15 protein-coding genes are annotated in these 18,630 nt (G+C 71.9%); 9 read left to right on the top strand and 6 right to left on the bottom strand.

What is annotated here, in order from left to right:
• Positions 1-74: 74 nt before the first annotated feature.
• A complete protein-coding gene (gene lon / locus ACZ4UB_RS20650) occupies positions 75-2,471 on the bottom strand; it encodes an endopeptidase La (protein WP_468072006.1) in 2,397 nt (798 codons plus the stop codon).
• A 159-nt stretch (positions 2,472-2,630) separates the two neighbouring features.
• Here lon and ACZ4UB_RS20645 point away from each other — a divergent pair, with 159 nt between their 5' ends.
• Both ACZ4UB_RS20645 and ACZ4UB_RS20640 read left to right on the top strand, forming a co-directional pair.
• Entirely contained in the window at positions 2,631-3,128 is a 498-nt protein-coding gene (locus tag ACZ4UB_RS20645; protein WP_468072004.1) for a DUF1877 family protein, read from the top strand.
• 66 nt (positions 3,129-3,194) lie between these two features.
• The gene (locus tag ACZ4UB_RS20640) at positions 3,195-3,626 is read left to right on the top strand and encodes a VOC family protein (RefSeq protein WP_468072002.1); all 432 of its coding nucleotides are present in this window, start codon (positions 3,195-3,197) and stop codon (positions 3,624-3,626) included.
• On the opposite strand, the gene ACZ4UB_RS20635 is transcribed toward ACZ4UB_RS20640, so the two are convergent.
• From ACZ4UB_RS20635 to ACZ4UB_RS20620, 4 genes are all read right to left on the bottom strand, one after another.
• The gene (locus ACZ4UB_RS20635) at positions 3,623-4,393 is read right to left on the bottom strand and encodes a DUF4097 family beta strand repeat-containing protein (RefSeq protein WP_468072000.1); all 771 of its coding nucleotides are present in this window, start codon (positions 4,391-4,393) and stop codon (positions 3,623-3,625) included. The two genes, ACZ4UB_RS20640 and ACZ4UB_RS20635, sit on opposite strands and share 4 nt — an antisense overlap.
• Positions 4,394-4,756: 363 nt before the next feature.
• Positions 4,757-5,008, bottom strand: a complete 252-nt coding sequence (locus ACZ4UB_RS20630) for a hypothetical protein (protein ID WP_468071998.1) — start codon at positions 5,006-5,008, stop codon at positions 4,757-4,759.
• A 58-nt stretch (positions 5,009-5,066) separates the two neighbouring features.
• Positions 5,067-5,921, bottom strand: coding sequence for a sulfurtransferase (locus tag ACZ4UB_RS20625; protein ID WP_468071996.1), 855 nt, complete (start codon positions 5,919-5,921; stop codon positions 5,067-5,069).
• A gap of 58 nt (positions 5,922-5,979) precedes the next feature.
• Complete coding sequence (locus ACZ4UB_RS20620; RefSeq protein ID WP_468071994.1) at positions 5,980-7,383, bottom strand: glycosyltransferase family 39 protein; 1,404 nt, start codon at positions 7,381-7,383, stop codon at positions 5,980-5,982.
• Positions 7,384-7,419: 36 nt separating this feature from the next.
• Here ACZ4UB_RS20620 and ACZ4UB_RS20615 point away from each other — a divergent pair, with 36 nt between their 5' ends.
• From ACZ4UB_RS20615 to ACZ4UB_RS20595, 5 genes are all read left to right on the top strand, one after another.
• A complete protein-coding gene (locus ACZ4UB_RS20615) occupies positions 7,420-7,998 on the top strand; it encodes a hypothetical protein (RefSeq protein WP_468071992.1) in 579 nt (192 codons plus the stop codon).
• Positions 7,999-8,301: 303 nt separating this feature from the next.
• Positions 8,302-9,030, top strand: coding sequence for a spermidine synthase family protein (locus ACZ4UB_RS20610; protein ID WP_468071990.1), 729 nt, complete (start codon positions 8,302-8,304; stop codon positions 9,028-9,030).
• Positions 9,031-9,112: 82 nt separating this feature from the next.
• The gene (locus ACZ4UB_RS20605; protein ID WP_354382789.1) at positions 9,113-9,862 is read left to right on the top strand and encodes a response regulator transcription factor; all 750 of its coding nucleotides are present in this window, start codon (positions 9,113-9,115) and stop codon (positions 9,860-9,862) included.
• Positions 9,859-10,926 carry a HAMP domain-containing sensor histidine kinase gene (locus ACZ4UB_RS20600; RefSeq protein ID WP_354382788.1) on the top strand — a complete coding sequence of 356 codons (1,068 nt, stop codon included), beginning with the start codon at positions 9,859-9,861 and terminating at the stop codon, positions 10,924-10,926. The genes ACZ4UB_RS20605 and ACZ4UB_RS20600 overlap by 4 nt, the downstream gene beginning before the upstream one ends.
• A gap of 270 nt (positions 10,927-11,196) precedes the next feature.
• Complete coding sequence (locus ACZ4UB_RS20595; RefSeq protein WP_468071988.1) at positions 11,197-15,087, top strand: multifunctional oxoglutarate decarboxylase/oxoglutarate dehydrogenase thiamine pyrophosphate-binding subunit/dihydrolipoyllysine-residue succinyltransferase subunit; 3,891 nt, start codon at positions 11,197-11,199, stop codon at positions 15,085-15,087.
• A 634-nt stretch (positions 15,088-15,721) separates the two neighbouring features.
• Here the strand turns inward: ACZ4UB_RS20595 and ACZ4UB_RS20590 are convergent.
• Positions 15,722-16,828, bottom strand: coding sequence for a helix-turn-helix domain-containing protein (locus tag ACZ4UB_RS20590; protein WP_468071986.1), 1,107 nt, complete (start codon positions 16,826-16,828; stop codon positions 15,722-15,724).
• A gap of 350 nt (positions 16,829-17,178) precedes the next feature.
• Between ACZ4UB_RS20590 and ACZ4UB_RS20585 the strand changes: the two genes are divergently transcribed.
• Positions 17,179-17,328: a hypothetical protein gene (locus ACZ4UB_RS20585; protein ID WP_404004397.1), complete on the top strand. Its 150-nt coding sequence runs from the start codon at positions 17,179-17,181 to the stop codon at positions 17,326-17,328.
• A 6-nt stretch (positions 17,329-17,334) separates the two neighbouring features.
• A complete protein-coding gene (locus ACZ4UB_RS20580) occupies positions 17,335-18,378 on the top strand; it encodes a methyltransferase domain-containing protein (RefSeq protein ID WP_468071984.1) in 1,044 nt (347 codons plus the stop codon).
• Positions 18,379-18,630 lie beyond the last annotated feature (252 nt).

The following is an 18,630-nucleotide window of genomic DNA, read 5'->3' as shown; positions in this document are numbered from 1 at the left end:
CGGTGGTCGTCGCCGCCTGACCGGGCGGACGTCCCGGGACCCCGCCGCGGCGGGGTCCCGGGACGTCCGCCCGGTCAGGCGGCGACGACCACCGGCTCCTGCGCGGCCGACAGGGCCAGCTCCAGCACCTGGCGCACGTCCGTCACCGGGTGCACCTCCAGCCGCTCCAGGACCTCGGCCGGTACGTCGTCCAGGTCCGCCTCGTTCCGCTTCGGGATGATCACGGTGGTGATCCCGGCGCGGTGCGCGGCCAGCAGCTTCTGCTTGACCCCGCCGATCGGCAGGACCCGCCCGGTCAGCGACACCTCACCGGTCATCGCCACGTCCGTGCGCACCTGGCGGCCCGACAGCAGCGAGGCCAGTGCCGTGGTCATCGTGATGCCCGCGCTCGGGCCGTCCTTGGGGACCGCGCCCGCCGGGAAGTGGATGTGCACGCCCCGGTCCTTGAGGTCGGCGACCGGGAGCTCCAGCTCCGCGCCGTGCGAGCGCAGGAAGCTGAGCGCGATCTGCGCCGACTCCTTCATCACGTCACCGAGCTGGCCGGTCAGGGTGAGCCCCGCGGCCCCGGTCTCCGGGTCGGCCAGCGAGGCCTCCACGAAGAGCACGTCGCCGCCCGCACCGGTCACGGCGAGGCCGGTGGCCACGCCGGGCACGGCGGTGCGCCGCTCGGCCGGGTCCTGGCCCGCCTCGGGCACGTGGTGCGGTCGCCCGATCAGGCCCCGCAGATCCTCCGCGCCGATCCGGAAGGGGAGTTCGCGCTCGCCCAGTTCGTGCTGGGAGGCCACCTTGCGCAGCAGCCGCGCGATGGACCGCTCCAGTGTGCGCACGCCCGCTTCCCGGGTGTACTCGCCCGCCAGCTTGCGCAGCGCGTCCTCGCCGAGGGTGACCTCCTCGTCCGCCAGTCCGGCCCGCTCCAGCTGCCGGGGCAGCAGGTGGTCCCGGGCGATGACGACCTTCTCGTCCTCGGTGTAACCGTCCAGCCGGACCAGCTCCATGCGGTCCGCCAGCGCCTCCGGGATCGCCTCCAGCACATTGGCGGTGGCCAGGAACACCACGTCGCTGAGGTCCAGTTCGACCTCCAGGTAGTGGTCCCGGAAGGTGTGGTTCTGGGCCGGGTCCAAGACCTCCAGCAGCGCCGCCGCCGGGTCGCCCCGGTAGTCGGAGCCCACCTTGTCGATCTCGTCCAGGAGCACCACCGGGTTCATCGACCCGGCCTCCTTGATGGCCCGCACGATCCGGCCGGGCAGCGCGCCGACGTACGTCCGCCGGTGTCCGCGGACCTCGGCCTCGTCCCGTACGCCGCCCAGCGCGACCCGGACGAACTTGCGCCCCATGGCGTGCGCCACGGACTCGCCGAGCGAGGTCTTGCCGACCCCGGGCGGCCCGACCAGGGCCAGCACGGCCCCGCCGCGACGGCCGCCGACGACGCCCATCCCGCGCTCGGAGCGGCGCTTGCGCACGGCCAGGTACTCCGTGATGCGGTCCTTCACGTCGCTCAGCCCGGCGTGCTCGGCGTCGAGGATCGCGCGGGCGCCCTGGATGTCGTACGCGTCCTCGGTCCGCTCGTTCCAGGGCAGTTCCAGCACGGTGTCCAGCCAGGTGCGGATCCAGGAGCCCTCGGGCGACTGGTCGCTCGCCCGCTCCAGCTTCTCGACCTCCTTGAGGGCCGCCGCGCGGACGTTCTCGGGCAGGTCCGCCTCCTCGACGCGGACGCGGTAGTCGTCGGACTCCTCCCCCTCCTTCTCGCCGTTCAGCTCGCGCAGTTCCTTGCGCACGGCATCGAGCTGACGGCGCAGCAGGAACTCGCGCTGCTGCTTGTCGACGCCTTCCTGCACGTCCTTGGCGATGGACTCGGCCACGTCCTGCTCGGCGAGGTGGTCGCTGAGCATCGTGACGGCCAGCCGCAGGCGGGCGACGGCGTCGGCCGTCTCCAGCAGCTGGAGCTTCTGGTCCAGGGTCAGGAACGGCGAGTAGCCGGAGTTGTCGGCGAGGGCCGAGACGCCCTCGATCTGCTGCACCCGGTCGACGACCTGCCAGGCGCCGCGCTTCTTGAGCCAGCTGGTGGCGAGCGCCTTGTACTCCTTGACCAGCTCGGCGACGGCTCCGGGCAGCGGCTCCGGCACCTGCTCGTCGACGGTCTCCCCCTCCACCCACAGGGCGGCCCCGGGTCCGGTGGTGCCGGCCCCGATCCGGACCCGGCCCCGGCCCCGGATCAGGGCCCCTGGATCCCCGTCGGACAGCCGTCCCACCTGCTCGACCGTGCCCAGCACGCCGGTCCCGGCGTACTTCCCGTCGACCCGCGGTACGAGCAACACCCGGGGCTTCCCGGTCCCGGCGGCTGCCTGGGCCGCTTCGACGGCACCGCGCACCTCCGAGTCGGACAGGTCCAGCGGGACGACCATCCCCGGCAGCACGACCTCGTCGTCAAGCGGCAGCACGGGCAGAGTGAGCGTTACGGACGTCGAAGCCATGATTTTCCCTCCGGCAGCGAAGTTGAGCTATGCCGACTCAATGCTTGTGCGCCGCCCGATGTTCCCCAACCCCCGTTCGCCCGGGGCGAACGCCCCCGGCCCTTCCCGGCCCGCCGCGGACCCGGGGCCGTTGTCAGTGGTGGGTCCTACCCTTCGCGCATGAGCATCCTCGGGAGCTACGTCCGGCTGACCGTCGACGAGCTGGAGCGCGCCCGGCGCGATCCGGGCTGGGTCGAGGCGTGCGTGGTGGGCGGGACGGGCGGGGAGCGCTGGTGCAGTGCCGGTACGGCCTGGGACGCCCTCGGGTTCCTGACCCGGCGCATCGGTTTCCCCGTCGACATCGCGCACGGCGAGGAGGCGCTCCCCTGGAGCGGGGCGGAGGGCGACGGGGCGGGGGCGGCGTGGAGCTACGGGCCGCCGCGCTGCCTGACGCCCGGGCAGGTGCGGACCGCCGCCGCGGCCATGGCGGCGACGGGCAGCGAGCGGCTGGTGGGCGGCGTCGGCCCGGCCGACCTGGCCCGGGCCGACGTCTACCCGGTGCACGCCTGGGAGGGCGGGGCGTCCCTGGAGGGCGTCGTGGCCCGCTACGAAGAGCTGCTGCCCTTCTTCCGCGCCGCGGCGGCGGATGGCGACGCGCTGCTGGTGTGGCTGTCCTAGGGAACCTCCCGTGGCTCTGCTGACCTGGGGAGATGAGCGGGGTGGGGCCCCTGTTATCGTGCGCCGATGTCAACGATCAAGCAGTTCCAAGTGACCTTCGACTGCGCGGAGCCCGTGCGCCTCGCCGCCTTCTGGTGCGAGGTGCTGGGGTACGTCATGCCGCCGGTCCCGGAGGGCTTCGCCACGTGGGAGGAGTGCTTCCGCTCGCTTCCGCCCGAGGACGCGGTCTACTTCGCGTGCACCGATCCTTCGGGCGTGGCCCCGCGCTTGCTCTTCCAGCGAGTTCCCGAAGACAAGGTCGTCAAGAACCGGGTGCATCTCGATGTGCGGGCCGGCGTCGGGCTCGTGGGTGAGGAGCGCCTGGCCACGCTCGAGGCCGAATGCGCACGGCTGACCGCGCTCGGCGCGAAGCACGTGCTGACGCAGCGCGCCGATGGCGTCAACGAGTCCTGCATCACGATGCAGGACATCGAGGGCAACGAGTTCTGCCTCGCCTAGGCCGTGATCTTCACGTCGCCCGAGCTGGTCGTCACGGTCAGGCGCGCCGCGGCCGCTCCGTCCGTCGGGACGCTCACCTCGCGGTCGCCGGAGGAGGTGCTCACGCCGACCCGGTAGGGGCCGCCGGGCACGCGCAGGGTCACGTTCCCCGAACTGGCCTGCGCCGTCACCGAGGAGGGCGCCCGCGTGAAGTCGAGGTGGGCGTCGCCGGAGCTGGAGCTCACCTCGGCGCCCGGACCGCCCAGTGCGCTGCCGGTGATGTCGCCGGAGGAGGTCGAGACGCGGAGCGCCCCGGCGATCCGGTCGGCCCGTACGGAGCCGGAGCTCGCCTCCAGTTCGGCCTCCGCCACGCCCGTCACCTTGATGGAGCCGCTGCTCGTGCCGAGCTTCACCTTGGCCGCGGCCGGCACCTCCAGCCGGTAGTCGACGTAGCAGGAGGTGCCGTCGCCGCAGTCGTCGGTGAAGGTGAGGGCGCCGGCGGAGACCCGCTGGTCGGGGCGCGGCGCGGTGTCGCCGCGGTAGTGGACCGTGCGGTGGACGGCGACGCCGGGGCCGGTGCCGGGGACCACCTCGATGGAGCCCCTGCGCGCGTTCTTGATCTCCACCGAGGTGACGGCCTCGGCGACGGTGGCGTCGGCGGCCGCGGTCTTCGTCGTCTTCTGGTCCCCGCCGGCGAGGAGGTCGGGGGTGCAGCCGGTGACGAGCAGGCCGGCGGTGAGGGCGGCGAGGGCCGTGACCGGCAGGGTGAGGGCGCGGCGTGAAGTCATGCCACCAGTCTCACGACCCGGGCCCGCCCGATCGATGACGCTGCTACCCGTCCCCAGGTAGTGCTAGCACCACCCCCGCCGCCGGTACGTCCCCAACCACCGGACGGCCCAACTCCCCCTTCCCCAGCCCCAACCCTCCAGGCCCAGCCCAGCCACACCCAGCCCGTCCGGCGTTTGAGGACCCGCCGGAGGCAGGCCGCGCCGACACGGCCGGTAACCCGCCCCCGTGCGAGGGAACGTCCGAGGTGTCCGGGACCCTCCGACCCTCTCGCCCCCGGCCGCCTCCGGCGGGTCCTCAAACGCCGGACGGGCTGAAATTGGGCCGGCCTTCAAGCGACAGACAAGGCGGAGTGGGCCTGGCCCTCAGGCAGCGCCGGGCGAACCGAAGTTGGCCCGGCCCAGCATGAAGACGGCACCGGACGAGCCGGAATCGGCCCGGCCCGCCATGAAGGCAGCCCCGGACAAGCCGGAATCGGCCCGGCCCAGCATGAAGGCAGCCCCGGACCAGCCGGAATCGGCCCGGCCCGCCATAAAGGCAGCCCCGGACCAGCCGGAATTGGCCCGGCCCAGCATGAAGGCAGCCCCGGACCAGCCGGAATCGGCCCGGCCCGCCATGAAGGCAGCGCCGGGCGAGCCGGAATCGGCCCGAACCGGCTTGGAGGCACCGGCGCGGTCAGGGGCCGGTGGTTACCGGGAGGGGGCCGGGGGCGCCCCACTCGCTCCAGGAGCCGTCGTACACCGCCGGATCCACGTACCCCGCCAACACCGCCCCCAGCGCGAGCACACAGGCCGTGACCCCCGAACCACAGCTGACGTACAGCCGCTCCCGATCCCCCGCCACCCCCCGCAGGACCTCCCGCAGCTCCGCCTCCGGCAACATCGCACCGCCCCGCTGGAGCTCCCCGAACGGCAGGTTGAGCGCACCCGGCATGTGCCCGCCGCGCAGCCCGGCCCGGGGTTCGGGGGCCGTCCCGGCGAAGCGTTCGCGCGTACGGGCGTCCAGGACCGCCGAGCCCGCCGGATCCGCGAGGGCCGCGGTGACGGCGGCGCTGTCCACGATCAGCCCGGGCCGCGGCCGCGCGGTGAAGTTCCCCCGGGGCCCGTCGTACCCGGCGGGCACCTCCTCGACCGGCAGCCCCGCCGCCTCCCAGGCGGGCAGTCCACCGTCGAGCACCGCGGCCCGGTCGAAGCCCATCGCCCGCAGCATCCACCAGGCGCGGGCGCTGGAGTAGATCCCCGCGCCGTCGTAGACCACCACGGCGCTGGTGTCGTCGATCCCGAGGGCCCGGACGGCCCCGGCGAAGGCCTCGGGGCCCGGCATGGCGTGCGGCGCGGGGGCGGTGTGGTCGCAGAAGGCGCCGTCGAGGTCGAAGGGCCGCGCCCCGGCGATCCGCCGGGACGCCCCGCGGTGGGCCCCGACGGAGGCGTCCACCACGACGAGGCCGTCCTCCCCGAGGAGTTCGGCGAGTCGGCGCACGCCGATCAGCGGGTGATCGAAGGGGGAACCGACCGTGGAACCGACCGTCACTTCAAGCCTCCTGGGCACGCGGGGTCCCCCCATCCTGCCCAACCGGATCCCGAGCCGGCTACGAACAGCCGCCCGGGCGGGCGAAGACGGCCAGGCGGGCGCCGTGGACGGGGACGATCCGGCAGAGGTCGAAGTGCGCGGTCAGGGCCTGCCGCTTCACCGCCTCCCGCGGGTACGGGTCCACCGGTTCGCCCACCGGGTCGAGGACCGCGAGGACCCGGGGGGCGGCGAGCAGCCGGGCCCGCAGCCGCTCCGCCGGCAGCTCGGTGCCCCACAGGGTGCGCGAGGTCGCCGGGGAGCGGTCGAGGGCCACGTCGTCCAGCGGCCCGTACACCCCGGGCGAGGACAGCAGCCATTCGCGCCGCCGCGCCGGCATGAAGAGCACCGCGTCCCCCGGCCGGGCCTCGGCCCGGACGGCCGCCGCGACGGCGAGGACGTCGTCCTTGCGGCTCTCGGGCGTGCGCAGCCACGCCGACCAGAAGCCGAACGGCACCAGCAGCGCGGCCGCCACCACCCAGGCGACCCAGCCCCCCGCCGCCAGCCGCGCCCCCGCGAGCAGGGCGAGGCCGGCGAGGGCGTAGAGCACGTACCGGTCGACGTACAGCGGGTGCACCAGCGAGACGACGAGCAGCAGTCCGGGCGGCAGGAGCGTCAGGGGCAGCGCGACCCGCACGAGCGCGCGGTCCGGGATCCCCCGCGCGAGCAGCAGCGCCGCGCCCGCGACCACGGCGTACGCCGCCCAGTCGGCCGGCTTCGGGCGGCCGAGCCAGCCGAGCTGCTGCTGCGCCTGCCCCGCGCTCAGCAGCACCAGCGGGGCGAGCGAGAGCGCGACGGCCGCGACGCTCCACCGCCAGGCCCGCGAGCGCCACGCCACGAAGCCGTGCGCGAGCAGGGCCAGTACGGCGAACTCGTGCAGCCAGCAGCCGAGCGCGAGCACCACGGCGTAGGCGGCCCAACGCTCGCGCACCAGGAAGTACGTCGCCCAGATCACGGCGGCCGCGACCAGCGCGTACGAGCGGCCCTCCTGGGCGTACATCTGCACCGGGGGCGCCACCGCGTAGGCCGCTCCGGCGAGCAGCGCGGCCCGCTCCCCGACCAGCCGGTGCGCGAGCGCCGCGACGCCGGCGGCGGCGAGCACGGTGGCGGCGACGGAGGGCAGCCGCAGCGCCCAGGGCCCGCCGTCCCACAGCGCGAAGACGCCGTGCATCAGCAGGTAGTACACGCCGTGGACGGCGTCGACCTGCCCGAGCAGGCCCGTGAGCTGCCCGAGGCTCCGGTGGGCGACCTGGTACGTCACCGACTCGTCGCGCCACATGGAGCCGCCGCGCGGCAGCTCCCACAGGCCGAGGGCGAGCGCGAGCAGCGGGGGCAGCCAGCGCCACGCTCCGGGCCACGGCCGGAACCGGGCGGTGTTGCGGCTGATGGTGTGCCTCCGGGTGACGTGCGGGCGCGGTACCTCCATACTCGGGGGCGACCCGAGTCCTCACGGAGGTGGGGTGTGCGAACGTACCGAACGGCGGCCGTGTCGGCCGTCGGCGCGCTGACCGTCGTCCTCGTGCTCGCCCTCGGCGGCTGCACGTCCACCGGACCGGCCGGACCCGCCCCCGGGCCGGGATCCGGCGTCCCCACTCCCATCGCCGCCCCGGGCACCACCGGCTCCGGCAGCGCCGGCACCGCGACACCGACCGCCCCCGGCACGCCCACCGGCCATGTCACCCCGAGCAACGCCCGGCAGCAGCTGCTGCGCGTCACCCGCAGCGGCGGCTTCGCCGGGCACAAGAGCACCCTGGACGTCCTGGACGACGGGTCGTGGACCCTCCTGGACGGCTCGGCGAAGCCGGTGGGCGCGGGGAAGCTGACGGCCGCCCGCCTCGACGGGCTGCGCGCCGCCGTCCGGCAGGTCGACTTCGCCCACCCGCCGCCGGCGGCCACGGGCGGGGGGACGGTGTACGACGGCTTCACCTACGCCTTCACCCACGACGGCCACGAGGTGCTCGCGGCCGACGGCGCGATCCCGCCTTCCTTGCGGAAGGTCCTGGACGCCCTCCCGCCCTTCGACCCGGGGCAGCGGGGCTAGCCGTATCGCCCTGTGAGGTCGGTGCCGCGGCCGGCGGGTGGTTCGCCCGCGAGCGCGGTGTGCCCACGCTGGTGTGCGTCAACCTGGAGCGGGCCGCCGTACTCCCGGAGATCGCGGAGCGGGCTACGGCGCGGCCGACGCGGCGCTGGTGGACGTGACCTTCGGACGGGCCGGGGCGGAGGGGCGTCTTCCGGGGCGCCGGACCTGACGGACCTGACGCACCATGCCCCGCCGGTGGAACCCCCGCCGGCGGGGCTTCGTTGTGGGGTCGAGTGACCGCCCGGTCACGGAGAGGATCCGCCCGTGTCAGCCTTCGTCTCCCCCGCCAGCCCCGCCACCCCCGTCACGATCGACCGCCGCCAGGGCCCGTACGGCGAGGTCGTGCTGCGCCGCCGCGGCGGGACGTACGAGATCATCGCCAACGGCTGCTTCCTCATGGACACCTCCGACGGGCGCTCCGAGCGCCTGCTCGTCGACGCCGCCCGGCTCGCCCTGACCCGCTCCCCCGGGGCGACCGGCGACGCGGCCCCGGCGGCGTCGCGCCCGGCCCTGCTCATCGGCGGACTCGGGGTCGGCTTCTCGCTGGCCCACGCCGCGGCCCGGGACGACTGGGGGCGGATCAGCGTGGTCGAGCGCGAGGAGGCGGTCATCGACTGGCACCGCGGCGGGCCCCTCGGCGCGGTCTCGGGCCCGGCCCTGGCGGACCCGCGCGTCGAGATCGTCCGGGCGGATCTGATCGCACACCTGCTCGATCCCGCCTCCGGGCCCTACGACGCCCTCTGCCTGGACATCGACAACGGCCCCGACTGGACCGTGACCGAGGACAACCGCGGGCTCTACTCCCCGGCCGGACTGACGGCCTGCCGGGCCCGGTTGACCCCGGGCGGGGTGCTCGCCGTATGGTCCGCACAACCGTCCGCACTGTTCGAGCAAGCCTTGCGGAATGCCGGATTCAGCTCGGTACGGACGGAAGAGGTGCCGGTTGCCCGAGGTGTCCCGGACGTCGTCCACCTCGCCCTGAACCCCTCGTAGCCGAGGCCCTGCGCCTCCTCTACGCTGCACCCCAACACGCGGGATCTTCACGGATCCCCCGTCGGACTATCCGGGGCGGGACATGGATCAGACACACACCACCCACAACGGGGCCGCGGCGTCGCCCGCCACCCCCGGCGCACAGCGGCGGGTGCTCGTCGTCGAGGACGACCGCACGATCGCCGAGGCCATCGCGGCCCGGCTGCGCGCCGAGGGGTTCCAGGTGCAGACCGCGGCGGACGGGCCCTCCGCCGTCGCGGCCGCGGAGAGCTGGCTGCCGGAACTGCTCGTGCTCGACGTGATGCTGCCCGGCTTCGACGGGCTGGAGGTCTGCCGGCGGGTCCAGGCCCAGCGGCCGGTACCGGTCCTGATGCTCACCGCGCGCGACGACGAGACGGACCTGCTGGTCGGCCTCGGGGTCGGCGCCGACGACTACATGACCAAGCCGTTCTCGATGCGCGAGCTGGCCGCCCGGGCGCACGTCCTGCTGCGCCGCGTGGAGCGGGCGACGATCGCCGCCCACGCCCCGCGCGGCTCCACGCTGCGCCTCGGCGACCTGGAGATCGACCACGCGCAGCGCAGGGTCCGGGTCCAGGCGGAGGACGTGCACCTGACTCCGACCGAGTTCGACCTGCTGGTCTGCCTCGCGGGCACCCCCCGCGCGGTGCTCTCGCGGGAACAGCTGCTGGCGGAGGTCTGGGACTGGGCGGACGCCTCCGGGACCCGCACGGTCGACAGCCACATCAAGGCCCTGCGCCGCAAGATCGGCGCCGAGCGGATCCGTACGGTCCACGGCGTCGGGTACGCCCTGGAGACCCCGGCGCAGCCGTGAGCGGGCGGCTGCCCGGGCCCGGGCTGCGGCCGTACTCGCCGTTCTCGATCAAGACCAAGCTGGGCACCCTGGTGGTGGTCTCGGTCTTCATCACCACGGGCCTGCTGATGGTGGCCATGCGCACGGCGACCGAAGTCCGCTTCATCACGGTCTTCTCGGTGATCGCCTCGATGCTGATCACCCAGTTCGTGGCGCACAGCCTGACCGCGCCGCTGGACGAGATGACCACCGTGGCCAAGGCGATCTCCCACGGCGACTTCACCCGCCGGGTGCGCGGCTCCGGCCGGCGCGACGAGCTGGGCGACCTCGCCGCGACGATCAACCTGATGGCCGACGACCTGGAGGCGGTGGACCGCCACCGCAAGGAGCTCGTCGCGAACGTCTCGCACGAGCTGCGGACCCCCATCGCGGCCCTGCGCGCGGTGCTGGAGAACGTGGTGGACGGGGTCTCGGCCGCGGACCCCGAGACGATGCGCACGGCGCTCAAGCAGACGGAGCGGCTCGGGCGGCTCGTGGAGACCCTGCTGGACCTGTCCCGGGTGGACAACGGGGTGGTCCCGCTCAAGGCCCGCAGCTTCGAGGTCTGGCCGTACCTGTCGGGCGTCCTGAAGGAATCGGGCCTGGCCGCGGCCGGGCGGCCGGGGCTGAGCACCGGCTCCGGCGGGCACACCCGCAACGACGTCCACCTGCACCTGGACGTCTTCCCGCCCGACCTGGCGGCCCACGCGGACGCCGAGCGGCTCCACCAGGTCGTGGCGAACCTGATCGACAACGCGGTCAAGCACAGCCCGCCGCACGGCCGGGTCACGGTCCGGGCACGGTCCGCGGAGGGGCCGGGGAGCCTGGCCCTGGAGGTGATGGACGAGGGCCCGGGCATTCCGGAGTCGGAGCGGCTGCGGGTCTTCGAGCGCTTCAACCGGGGCAGCGCCCGGGGCGGTGACGGCGGCACGGGACTCGGCCTGGCGATCGCCCGCTGGGCCGTCGGCCTGCACGGAGGCCACATCGGCGTGGCCGAATCTCCTCGCGGTTGCCGGATCCTTGTCACACTTCCGGGCAGCTCGTAGGTCGCGTGTTGACGTAGGGTTCGAGTGGGAAGGACATGATCTCGGCCACATCGGCCCGGGGTCCGTCAGGGGTGCGAAGCCAGGGGGCCGCAACCACGGTGACCCCTACCCGAACCACGCTTGTTTCCCGCCATTCCAACCGGCGAAACCCGCCGTTCGATGTGACCTGCACGACGGAAGTCCCGCCCGGTCTGCATCTGACCGCCGGGGAGGCGTAGCCTTTATTCCCGCTGTCCATACCTTGTGAAGCGGAAGAGGGCGGTTGCCGCCGTGTCGCCACAGTCCCCCAGTAACTCGAGCACCACGACCGAATCAGCAGAGAGCGGGAAGACCCCTGCCTCAGGCTTCGGCGCGAATGAGTGGCTCGTCGACGAGATCTATCAGCAGTACCTCCAGGACCCGAATTCGGTAGACCGGGCCTGGTGGGACTTCTTCGCCGACTACAAGCCGGGTGGCGTAGCCGCCGCGGCCAAGTCGGAAGAGCCCCAGAAGTCCCCGACGACGGACGGCGCCTCCGCACAGGCCGCCCCCGCCGCCGTGGCCCCGCAGGCCGCCGACGCCGCCACGGGGGCGGCGCACGTCGCGCCGACCTCTGCCGCCGCGCCCACGCCCGTGCCAGCTCCTGCCCCTGCTCCTGCCACCCCCTCTGGTGCCCCTGCTGTGACTGTCACCTCCCAGGCCCAGGCCGCCGCACCGGCCGCGCCCTCCGCTCAGGCACCGGCTCCGGCCGCCGCCGCCCCCTCCGCTCCCGCCGCCGCCAAGGCCGCGCCCGCCACCGAGGCCCCCGCGGGCCCCGAGCTGGTGACGCTCCGCGGCCCCGCCGCGGCGGTGGTCAAGAACATGAACGCCTCGCTGGAGGTGCCGACGGCCACGTCCGTCCGCGCCGTCCCGGTGAAGCTGCTGTTCGACAACCGCATCGTCATCAACAACCACCTCAAGCGCGCCCGGGGCGGGAAGATCTCCTTCACCCACCTCATCGGCTACGCGATGGTGCAGGCCCTCAAGGCCATGCCGTCCATGAACTACTCCTTCGCGGAGAAGGACGGCAAGCCGACCCTGGTCAAGCCGGAGCACGTGAACTTCGGCCTCGCGATCGACCTGGTGAAGCCGAACGGCGACCGCCAGCTCGTCGTCGCCGGCATCAAGAAGGCCGAGACCCTCAACTTCTTCGAGTTCTGGCAGGCCTACGAGGACATCGTCCGCCGGGCCCGCGTCGGCAAGCTGACGATGGACGACTTCACCGGCGTCACCGTCTCGCTGACCAACCCCGGTGGCCTGGGCACCGTCCACTCCGTGCCCCGCCTGATGCCCGGACAGTCGGTCATCATGGGCGTCGGCTCGATGGACTACCCCGCCGAGTTCCAGGGCACCTCGCAGGACACCCTGAACAAGCTGGGCATCTCCAAGGTCATGACCCTGACCTCGACCTACGACCACCGGGTCATCCAGGGCGCGGCCTCCGGCGAGTTCCTGCGCGTCGTCGCGAACATGCTGCTCGGCGAGAGCGGCTTCTACGACGACGTCTTCGAGGCGCTGCGCATCCCCTACGAGCCGGTCCGCTGGCTCCGGGACATCGACGCCTCGCACGACGACGACGTCACGAAGGCCGCCCGCGTCTTCGAGCTGATCCACTCCTACCGGGTCCGCGGCCACGTCATGGCCGACACCGACCCGCTGGAGTACAAGCAGCGCAAGCACCCCGACCTCGACATCACCGAGCACGGCCTCACCCTGTGGGACCTGGAGCGCGAGTTCGCGGTCGGCGGCTTCTCCGGCAAGTCGATGATGAAGCTCCGCGACATCCTCGGCGTGCTGCGCGACTCGTACTGCCGCACCACCGGCGTCGAGTTCATGCACATCCAGGACCCGAAGCAGCGCCGCTGGATCCAGGACCGCATCGAGCGCCCGCACACCAAGCCGGAGCGCGAGGAGCAGCTGCGCATCCTGCGCCGCCTGAACGCCGCCGAGGCCTTCGAGACCTTCCTGCAGACGAAGTACGTCGGCCAGAAGCGCTTCTCCCTGGAGGGCGGCGAGTCGGTCATCCCGCTGCTCGACGCCGTCATCGACTCGGCCGCCGAGGCCCGCCTCGAAGAGGTCGCGATCGGCATGGCCCACCGCGGCCGCCTGAACGTCCTCGCGAACATCGTGGGCAAGTCGTACGCGCAGATCTTCCGCGAGTTCGAGGGCAACCTCGACCCGAAGTCCATGCACGGCTCCGGCGACGTCAAGTACCACTTGGGCGCCAACGGCACCTTCACCGGCCTGGACGGCGAGCAGATCAAGGTCTCGCTCGTCGCCAACCCCTCGCACCTGGAGGCGGTGGACCCGGTCCTGGAGGGCGTCGTCCGCGCCAAGCAGGACATCATCAACAAGGGCGGCACGGACTTCACCGTCCTGCCCGTCGCCCTGCACGGCGACGCGGCCTTCGCGGGCCAGGGCGTCGTCGCCGAGACGCTGAACATGTCGCAGCTGCGCGGTTACCGCACCGGCGGCACCGTCCACGTCGTGATCAACAACCAGGTCGGCTTCACCGCCGCCCCGGAGTCCTCGCGCTCGTCGATGTACGCGACCGACGTGGCCCGCATGATCGAGGCGCCGATCTTCCACGTGAACGGCGACGACCCGGAGGCCGTGGTCCGCATCGGACGCCTGGCCTTCGAGTTCCGTCAGGCGTTCAACAAGGACGTGGTCATCGACCTCATCTGCTACCGCCGCCGCGGCCACAACGAGTCCGACAACCCGGCCTTCACGCAGCCGCTGATGTACGACCTGATCGACAAGAAGCGCTCGGTGCGCAAGCTCTACACCGAGTCCCTCATCGGTCGTGGCGACATCACCCTGGAAGAGGCCGAGCAGGCGCTCCAGGACTTCCAGGGCCAGCTGGAGAAGGTCTTCGCGGAGGTCCGCGAGGCCGCCACGCAGCCCGCGGTCGCCCCGGTCGCGCCCGTCCAGGTCGCGCAGGAGTTCCCGGTCACCGTGAACACGGCGATCTCCCAGGACGTCGTCAAGCGGATCGCCGAGTCGCAGGTCACCATCCCCGAGGGCGTCACCGTCCACCCGCGTCTGCTGCCGCAGCTGCAGCGCCGCGCGGCGATGATCGACGAGGGCACCATCGACTGGGGCATGGGCGAGACCCTGGCCTTCGGTTCGCTGCTGATGGAGGGCACCCCGGTCCGGCTGTCCGGCCAGGACTCCCGCCGCGGCACCTTCGGTCAGCGGCACGCGGTCCTCATCGACCGGGAGACGGGCGAGGACTACACCCCCCTCCTGTACCTGTCGGACGAGCAGGCCCGCTACAACGTCTACGACTCGCTGCTCTCCGAGTACGCGGCCATGGGCTTCGAGTACGGCTACTCGCTGGCCCGTCCGGACGCGCTGGTCCTCTGGGAGGCCCAGTTCGGTGACTTCGTCAACGGCGCGCAGACCGTCGTCGACGAGTTCATCTCCTCCGCGGAACAGAAGTGGGGCCAGACCTCCGGCGTCACGCTGCTCCTCCCGCACGGCTACGAGGGCCAGGGCCCGGACCACTCGTCCGCGCGTCCCGAGCGCTTCCTCCAGATGTGCGCGCAGGACAACATGACGGTGGCCATGCCCACGCTCCCGTCGAACTACTTCCACCTGCTGCGCTGGCAGGTCCACAACCCGCACCACAAGCCGCTCATCGTCTTCACCCCGAAGTCGATGCTGCGCCTGAAGGCCGCGGCGTCGAAGGCGGAGGAGTTCACCACCGGCGGGTTCCGCCCGGTCATCGGCGACTCCACCGTGGACCCGAACGCGGTCCGCAAGGTCGTCTTCTGCGCGGGCAAGGTCTACTACGACCTCGAGGCCGAGCGGGAGAAGCGCGGCATCACGGACACCGCGATCATCCGCATCGAGCGGCTCTACCCGCTGCCGGGTGCGGAGCTCCAGGCCGAGATCGCCAAGTTCCCGAACGCGGCGAAGTACATCTGGGCCCAGGAGGAGCCGGCGAACCAGGGTGCGTGGCCGTTCATCGCGCTGAACCTGATCGACCACCTGGACCTGGCCGTCGGCGCCGAGGTTCCGGCGGGCGAGCGTCTGCGGCGCATCTCGCGTCCGCACGGCTCTTCCCCGGCCGTCGGCTCCGCCAAGCGCCACCAGGCGGAGCAGCAGCTGCTGATGAACGAGGTCTTCGAGGCCTAGTCGCCGCGCTGAGCTGAACCGGAAGGCCCGTCCCCGAAAGGGGCCGGGCCTTCCGTCGTCCCACTCCCAGCCTCCCCGGGGGGTATCTTCAGCCTCGCCGGGGCACACCCGGCCTCGCCGGGGCACACCCGGCCTCACCGGGCCCCGCGGCGAAGTGAAACCCGATCCGAATGAGCCGCTCCTACGAGATGAGCATCTTCGGTCCGATCCACCTGGGGGTCCACGCGCTGTATCGACTGCACCGAGCCCGGAACGGAGTTCGGGTCCGCTCGTACCGCATGACGTACGTCGTTGGATGACTACAGCCAGCACAACCCACCAAGGGGCTCCGCCTCGCCCGGCACCGGGCCGATGTCCTCTTCGCGATGCTCCGCGACGGCACCTTCCATGCCCCGCCACCGCTGAACGCGGCTGCCACCCAGCGGCCTTAGATCGTGCTCAGCAGGTGATCGGTGGGGCTGTAATCGATCTTCCAATCGGCATAGACCCCCACGGCGCCGTCCTTCTGGCATCGCAAGCTGGACAAGTTCATCGCCCAGACGCGGGACAACCTGAACGATCAGCGCGCGGTTCACCCGCTTCCATTTCCGCTCGCTTCACTGGGTGGCTGGCCTCCGGAAGGGCTGGTGAATCGTCAGGACTCTTCGATCTCAGACATGAGCAGTCTCAGCGTGAGGGAATGCTTCTCCGGCGGTAGCGCTTCCAGCGCGCTCCGCGCGTAGGCAGTTCCGCCCGATACGTCGCCGGACCGGGCGAGCATCAGACCCCTGTGCATATCAAGGTGGGTCGCGAACCTGGGTAGTTCTGCGGGGAGTTCGCGGCGCGCCGCTTCCTGCGCCTGTACGGCTCCTTGTTCGTCGCCCAGACGGGCCAGGAGGAGTGACAGGAAGACGTTCATCCGCCACCACGGCACGGCGTAGTCACTGGTCTGTTCGTACGATCCTGCCTTGTCGAAGATCCGGCGTCCGTTGTCGGCGAGCTTGAGGGCTGTGGCTCTGTCACCGCGAAGCGCCGCGGCATGGGCCTTGCCCATGACGGCGTTCAGGAGCCCGAGGGAAGGCCGCTCCGAGATCGCCAGGGCTTGGTCCGCCAGCGCGTCAGCGACTCCCAGCGATGCGCCTTCGTAGCCCAGCGCGATGGCTGCACGTCCTCGTACCCACACACGTGCGTCGGCGTCTCCGGACTCGTCGGCTGCCCTCGCTGCCATTCGGTACCAGTGGACAGCCTTTGAGCCGTCCGACCCTGGGAACGTCTTGGCGTACAGGGTCATCAGTCGGGAGGCCACCGACCACAGCCGGGGGTCTTCCAGCTGCTGCTGCACGGTGACGAGTTCGCCGGAAACCCGACGCTGGATGTCCGCCGCGCCCATCGACATGTACTCGGTGCCGTACGCAGTCAGTTTGGCTTCCCACGCGTCCGCTGAGGGGCCGCCGCGAAGCCGGGCGGCGAATCCCGCGCTGATCAGGTCGGAAGCAATCACGGGTGCTATGGCAGCCCCGGCGATGTCGGTAAGGAACTCGCGTCGGTCCACTTCACCTTCAAGAACAGCTAGGGGTACGTCGAGAACAGCAGAGAGCGCGGCGAGGTAGAACGGGCCGGGCGTGACCTTGGCACGCTCCCAGTTGCTCACGTACTCCCGGGTCAGCGTTGTGCCGTGCGCGTTGTTGATCTCCGAAGCTAACCGCCCTTGGCTCCAGCCGTGAGCCCTGCGGAGATCCCGGATCAGCTCCCCGATGTCCATACGCCCATCTTGCTACTAGGGATGCCACTGGACCGAGGGATTCTTGGCCTTCCGAGCCGGTTGCCACTACGGATCACACTGGGCCGGGCCTCCCCAGCGGCGAGACGATCCCGAGCACGGAACGCGACACGGAGGTGTGCGGCATGGCGACGGCAACGCAGCAGGAAGCGGTATGGACTGGTCCGCTCGAACCGGTGCCCGTGCCGGGGTGCGGGGTCTGCGCCACCCTCGACAGAGATCGCGAGATCGCGTGGGCGGTCGGAAACATGTCGGCCGTGACTGTGCAGAACGCGGAGCTGCGCAACCACCCACACAACTTGTCCAGCGCACGAAACGAAAGGGAGAAGATCATGGGTGGTCAGCACGGTGGTGGCACCGGATCCGGTCAGGGTGGCAGCCAGCAGGACGACGGCAGCAGCGGCCGCGGGCACGGCGGCGGCGGTACGGACACGGGCAGCGGCGGTAACTCCTCCGACGGCTCCGGCCCCGCGAAGAAGTAGGGGTTGATGACCAAGCGCGCAGAAGAGGCGGGCCCAACAGGGCTCGCCCTGGTGGACCTCCGGACGGCCCCCGACGCCTGGTTCAGAGCCGTGTACTCGAACATTCCCCTCACCACGCAGTGGGACGACGGGAAACACAGTGGGGATGGACTGGGACGGACCCCGAGCAGCTCGAATTCCCAGCCGAGCATGGTGTTCGGCATGCTGGCCGATCTCGACGTCAAGGACGGCTGCAAGGTCCTGGAGATCGGTACGGGGACCGGCTGGAACGCTGGGCTCCTCTCACACCGGCTGGGCTCCGAGAGCGTCGTCTCGATCGAGTTCGACCCGGACGTGGCCCGGGGAGCGGTGGCGAACCTTCGCGCCGCGGAGCTGTCCCCCCTCGTGATCGTGGGAGACGGCAGGGCCGGGTACACGGGAGAAGCGCCGTACGACCGAGTGATCGCCACGTGTGCTGTCGGTGAGGTCCCGCATCCTTGGGTGGAGCAGACGGTTACGGGCGGGCTGATCGTCGCGCCGTGGGGAACGGAGTACGGCGGCGAGGCCATCGTCCGGTTGACCGTGAACCAGGACTGGACGGCCAGCGGGCACTTCACCCGCTCCAGTGCCTTCATGCGGCTCCGGCAGCAGCGCACCGACCGGCCGAACCATGCGGACCACTTCAACGGTCAAGAGTGGCCTGCGGACGGCACCAGGACCGTCACCCGGCTCTCCCCCGCCGACGTCGGCGGGTGGGTGGAACAGTTCGCGATCGGACTGCGGGTACCTGGCGCTTTCTGGAGCACCGAGGCGTACGAGGACGGCAGCTACACGCTGTGGACGTACAGCCTGGATGCCCAATCGTGGGCGACGGCCGACTTCGAGCCGGGAGCGACGGAGTACGAGGTGGTCCAGTCCGGGCCACGCCGGTTGTGGGACGAGACGGAAACCGCCTACCGATGGTGGGTGGATCAGCGGCAACCGGGATTTGAGCGGTTCGGGCTCACCGTGGACAGTGCCGGGGAACGCGCCTGGCTGGACCGACCGGACAACCCGGTCCGTCCCGCCTAGAGATCCCTCACGGGCACCGCTGTGAGGAAGGGATCGATGTCGTACCCGGAAGCCCCAGCCCTCACCACAGGGTCCGGGCCTTCCGCCGTCCCGGGCATTTCAGCCTCACCGGGAGCATTTTCAGCCCCGCCGGCGTTTGAGGCGCGGGTCCGGGCGGAGCCCGGTGCCCGGCGGAGCCGGGATCCTGGGGGTCCGCCCCCAACAAACCGGAAAAGCGTGGTGAGGGTGGAGAGGGGACACGCCACCTTGTGT

It is taken from the genome of Streptomyces sp. NPDC028419 (assembly GCF_055565515.1).
The sequence above is the reverse complement of the archived record's forward strand: the minus strand, read 5'-3'. Positions and strand labels throughout refer to the sequence as shown.

What these genes read in the sequence shown, in the direction of transcription:
- ACZ4UB_RS20630 (WP_468071998.1), bottom strand. Translation starts at nt 5,008, where the DNA reads ATGGCGGGCCGGGCCGATTCCGGCTGGTCCGGGGCTGCCTTCATGCTG.
- ACZ4UB_RS20635 (WP_468072000.1), bottom strand. Translation starts at nt 4,393, where the DNA reads ATGACTTCACGCCGCGCCCTCACCCTGCCGGTCACGGCCCTCGCCGCC.
- ACZ4UB_RS20620 (WP_468071994.1), bottom strand. Translation starts at nt 7,383, where the DNA reads ATGGAGGTACCGCGCCCGCACGTCACCCGGAGGCACACCATCAGCCGC.
- ACZ4UB_RS20640 (WP_468072002.1), top strand. Translation starts at nt 3,195, where the DNA reads ATGTCAACGATCAAGCAGTTCCAAGTGACCTTCGACTGCGCGGAGCCC.
- ACZ4UB_RS20590 (WP_468071986.1), bottom strand. Translation starts at nt 16,828, where the DNA reads ATGGACATCGGGGAGCTGATCCGGGATCTCCGCAGGGCTCACGGCTGG.
- ACZ4UB_RS20645 (WP_468072004.1), top strand. Translation starts at nt 2,631, where the DNA reads ATGAGCATCCTCGGGAGCTACGTCCGGCTGACCGTCGACGAGCTGGAG.
- lon (WP_468072006.1), bottom strand. Translation starts at nt 2,471, where the DNA reads ATGGCTTCGACGTCCGTAACGCTCACTCTGCCCGTGCTGCCGCTTGAC.
- ACZ4UB_RS20585 (WP_404004397.1), top strand. Translation starts at nt 17,179, where the DNA reads ATGGGTGGTCAGCACGGTGGTGGCACCGGATCCGGTCAGGGTGGCAGC.
- ACZ4UB_RS20580 (WP_468071984.1), top strand. Translation starts at nt 17,335, where the DNA reads ATGACCAAGCGCGCAGAAGAGGCGGGCCCAACAGGGCTCGCCCTGGTG.
- ACZ4UB_RS20605 (WP_354382789.1), top strand. Translation starts at nt 9,113, where the DNA reads ATGGATCAGACACACACCACCCACAACGGGGCCGCGGCGTCGCCCGCC.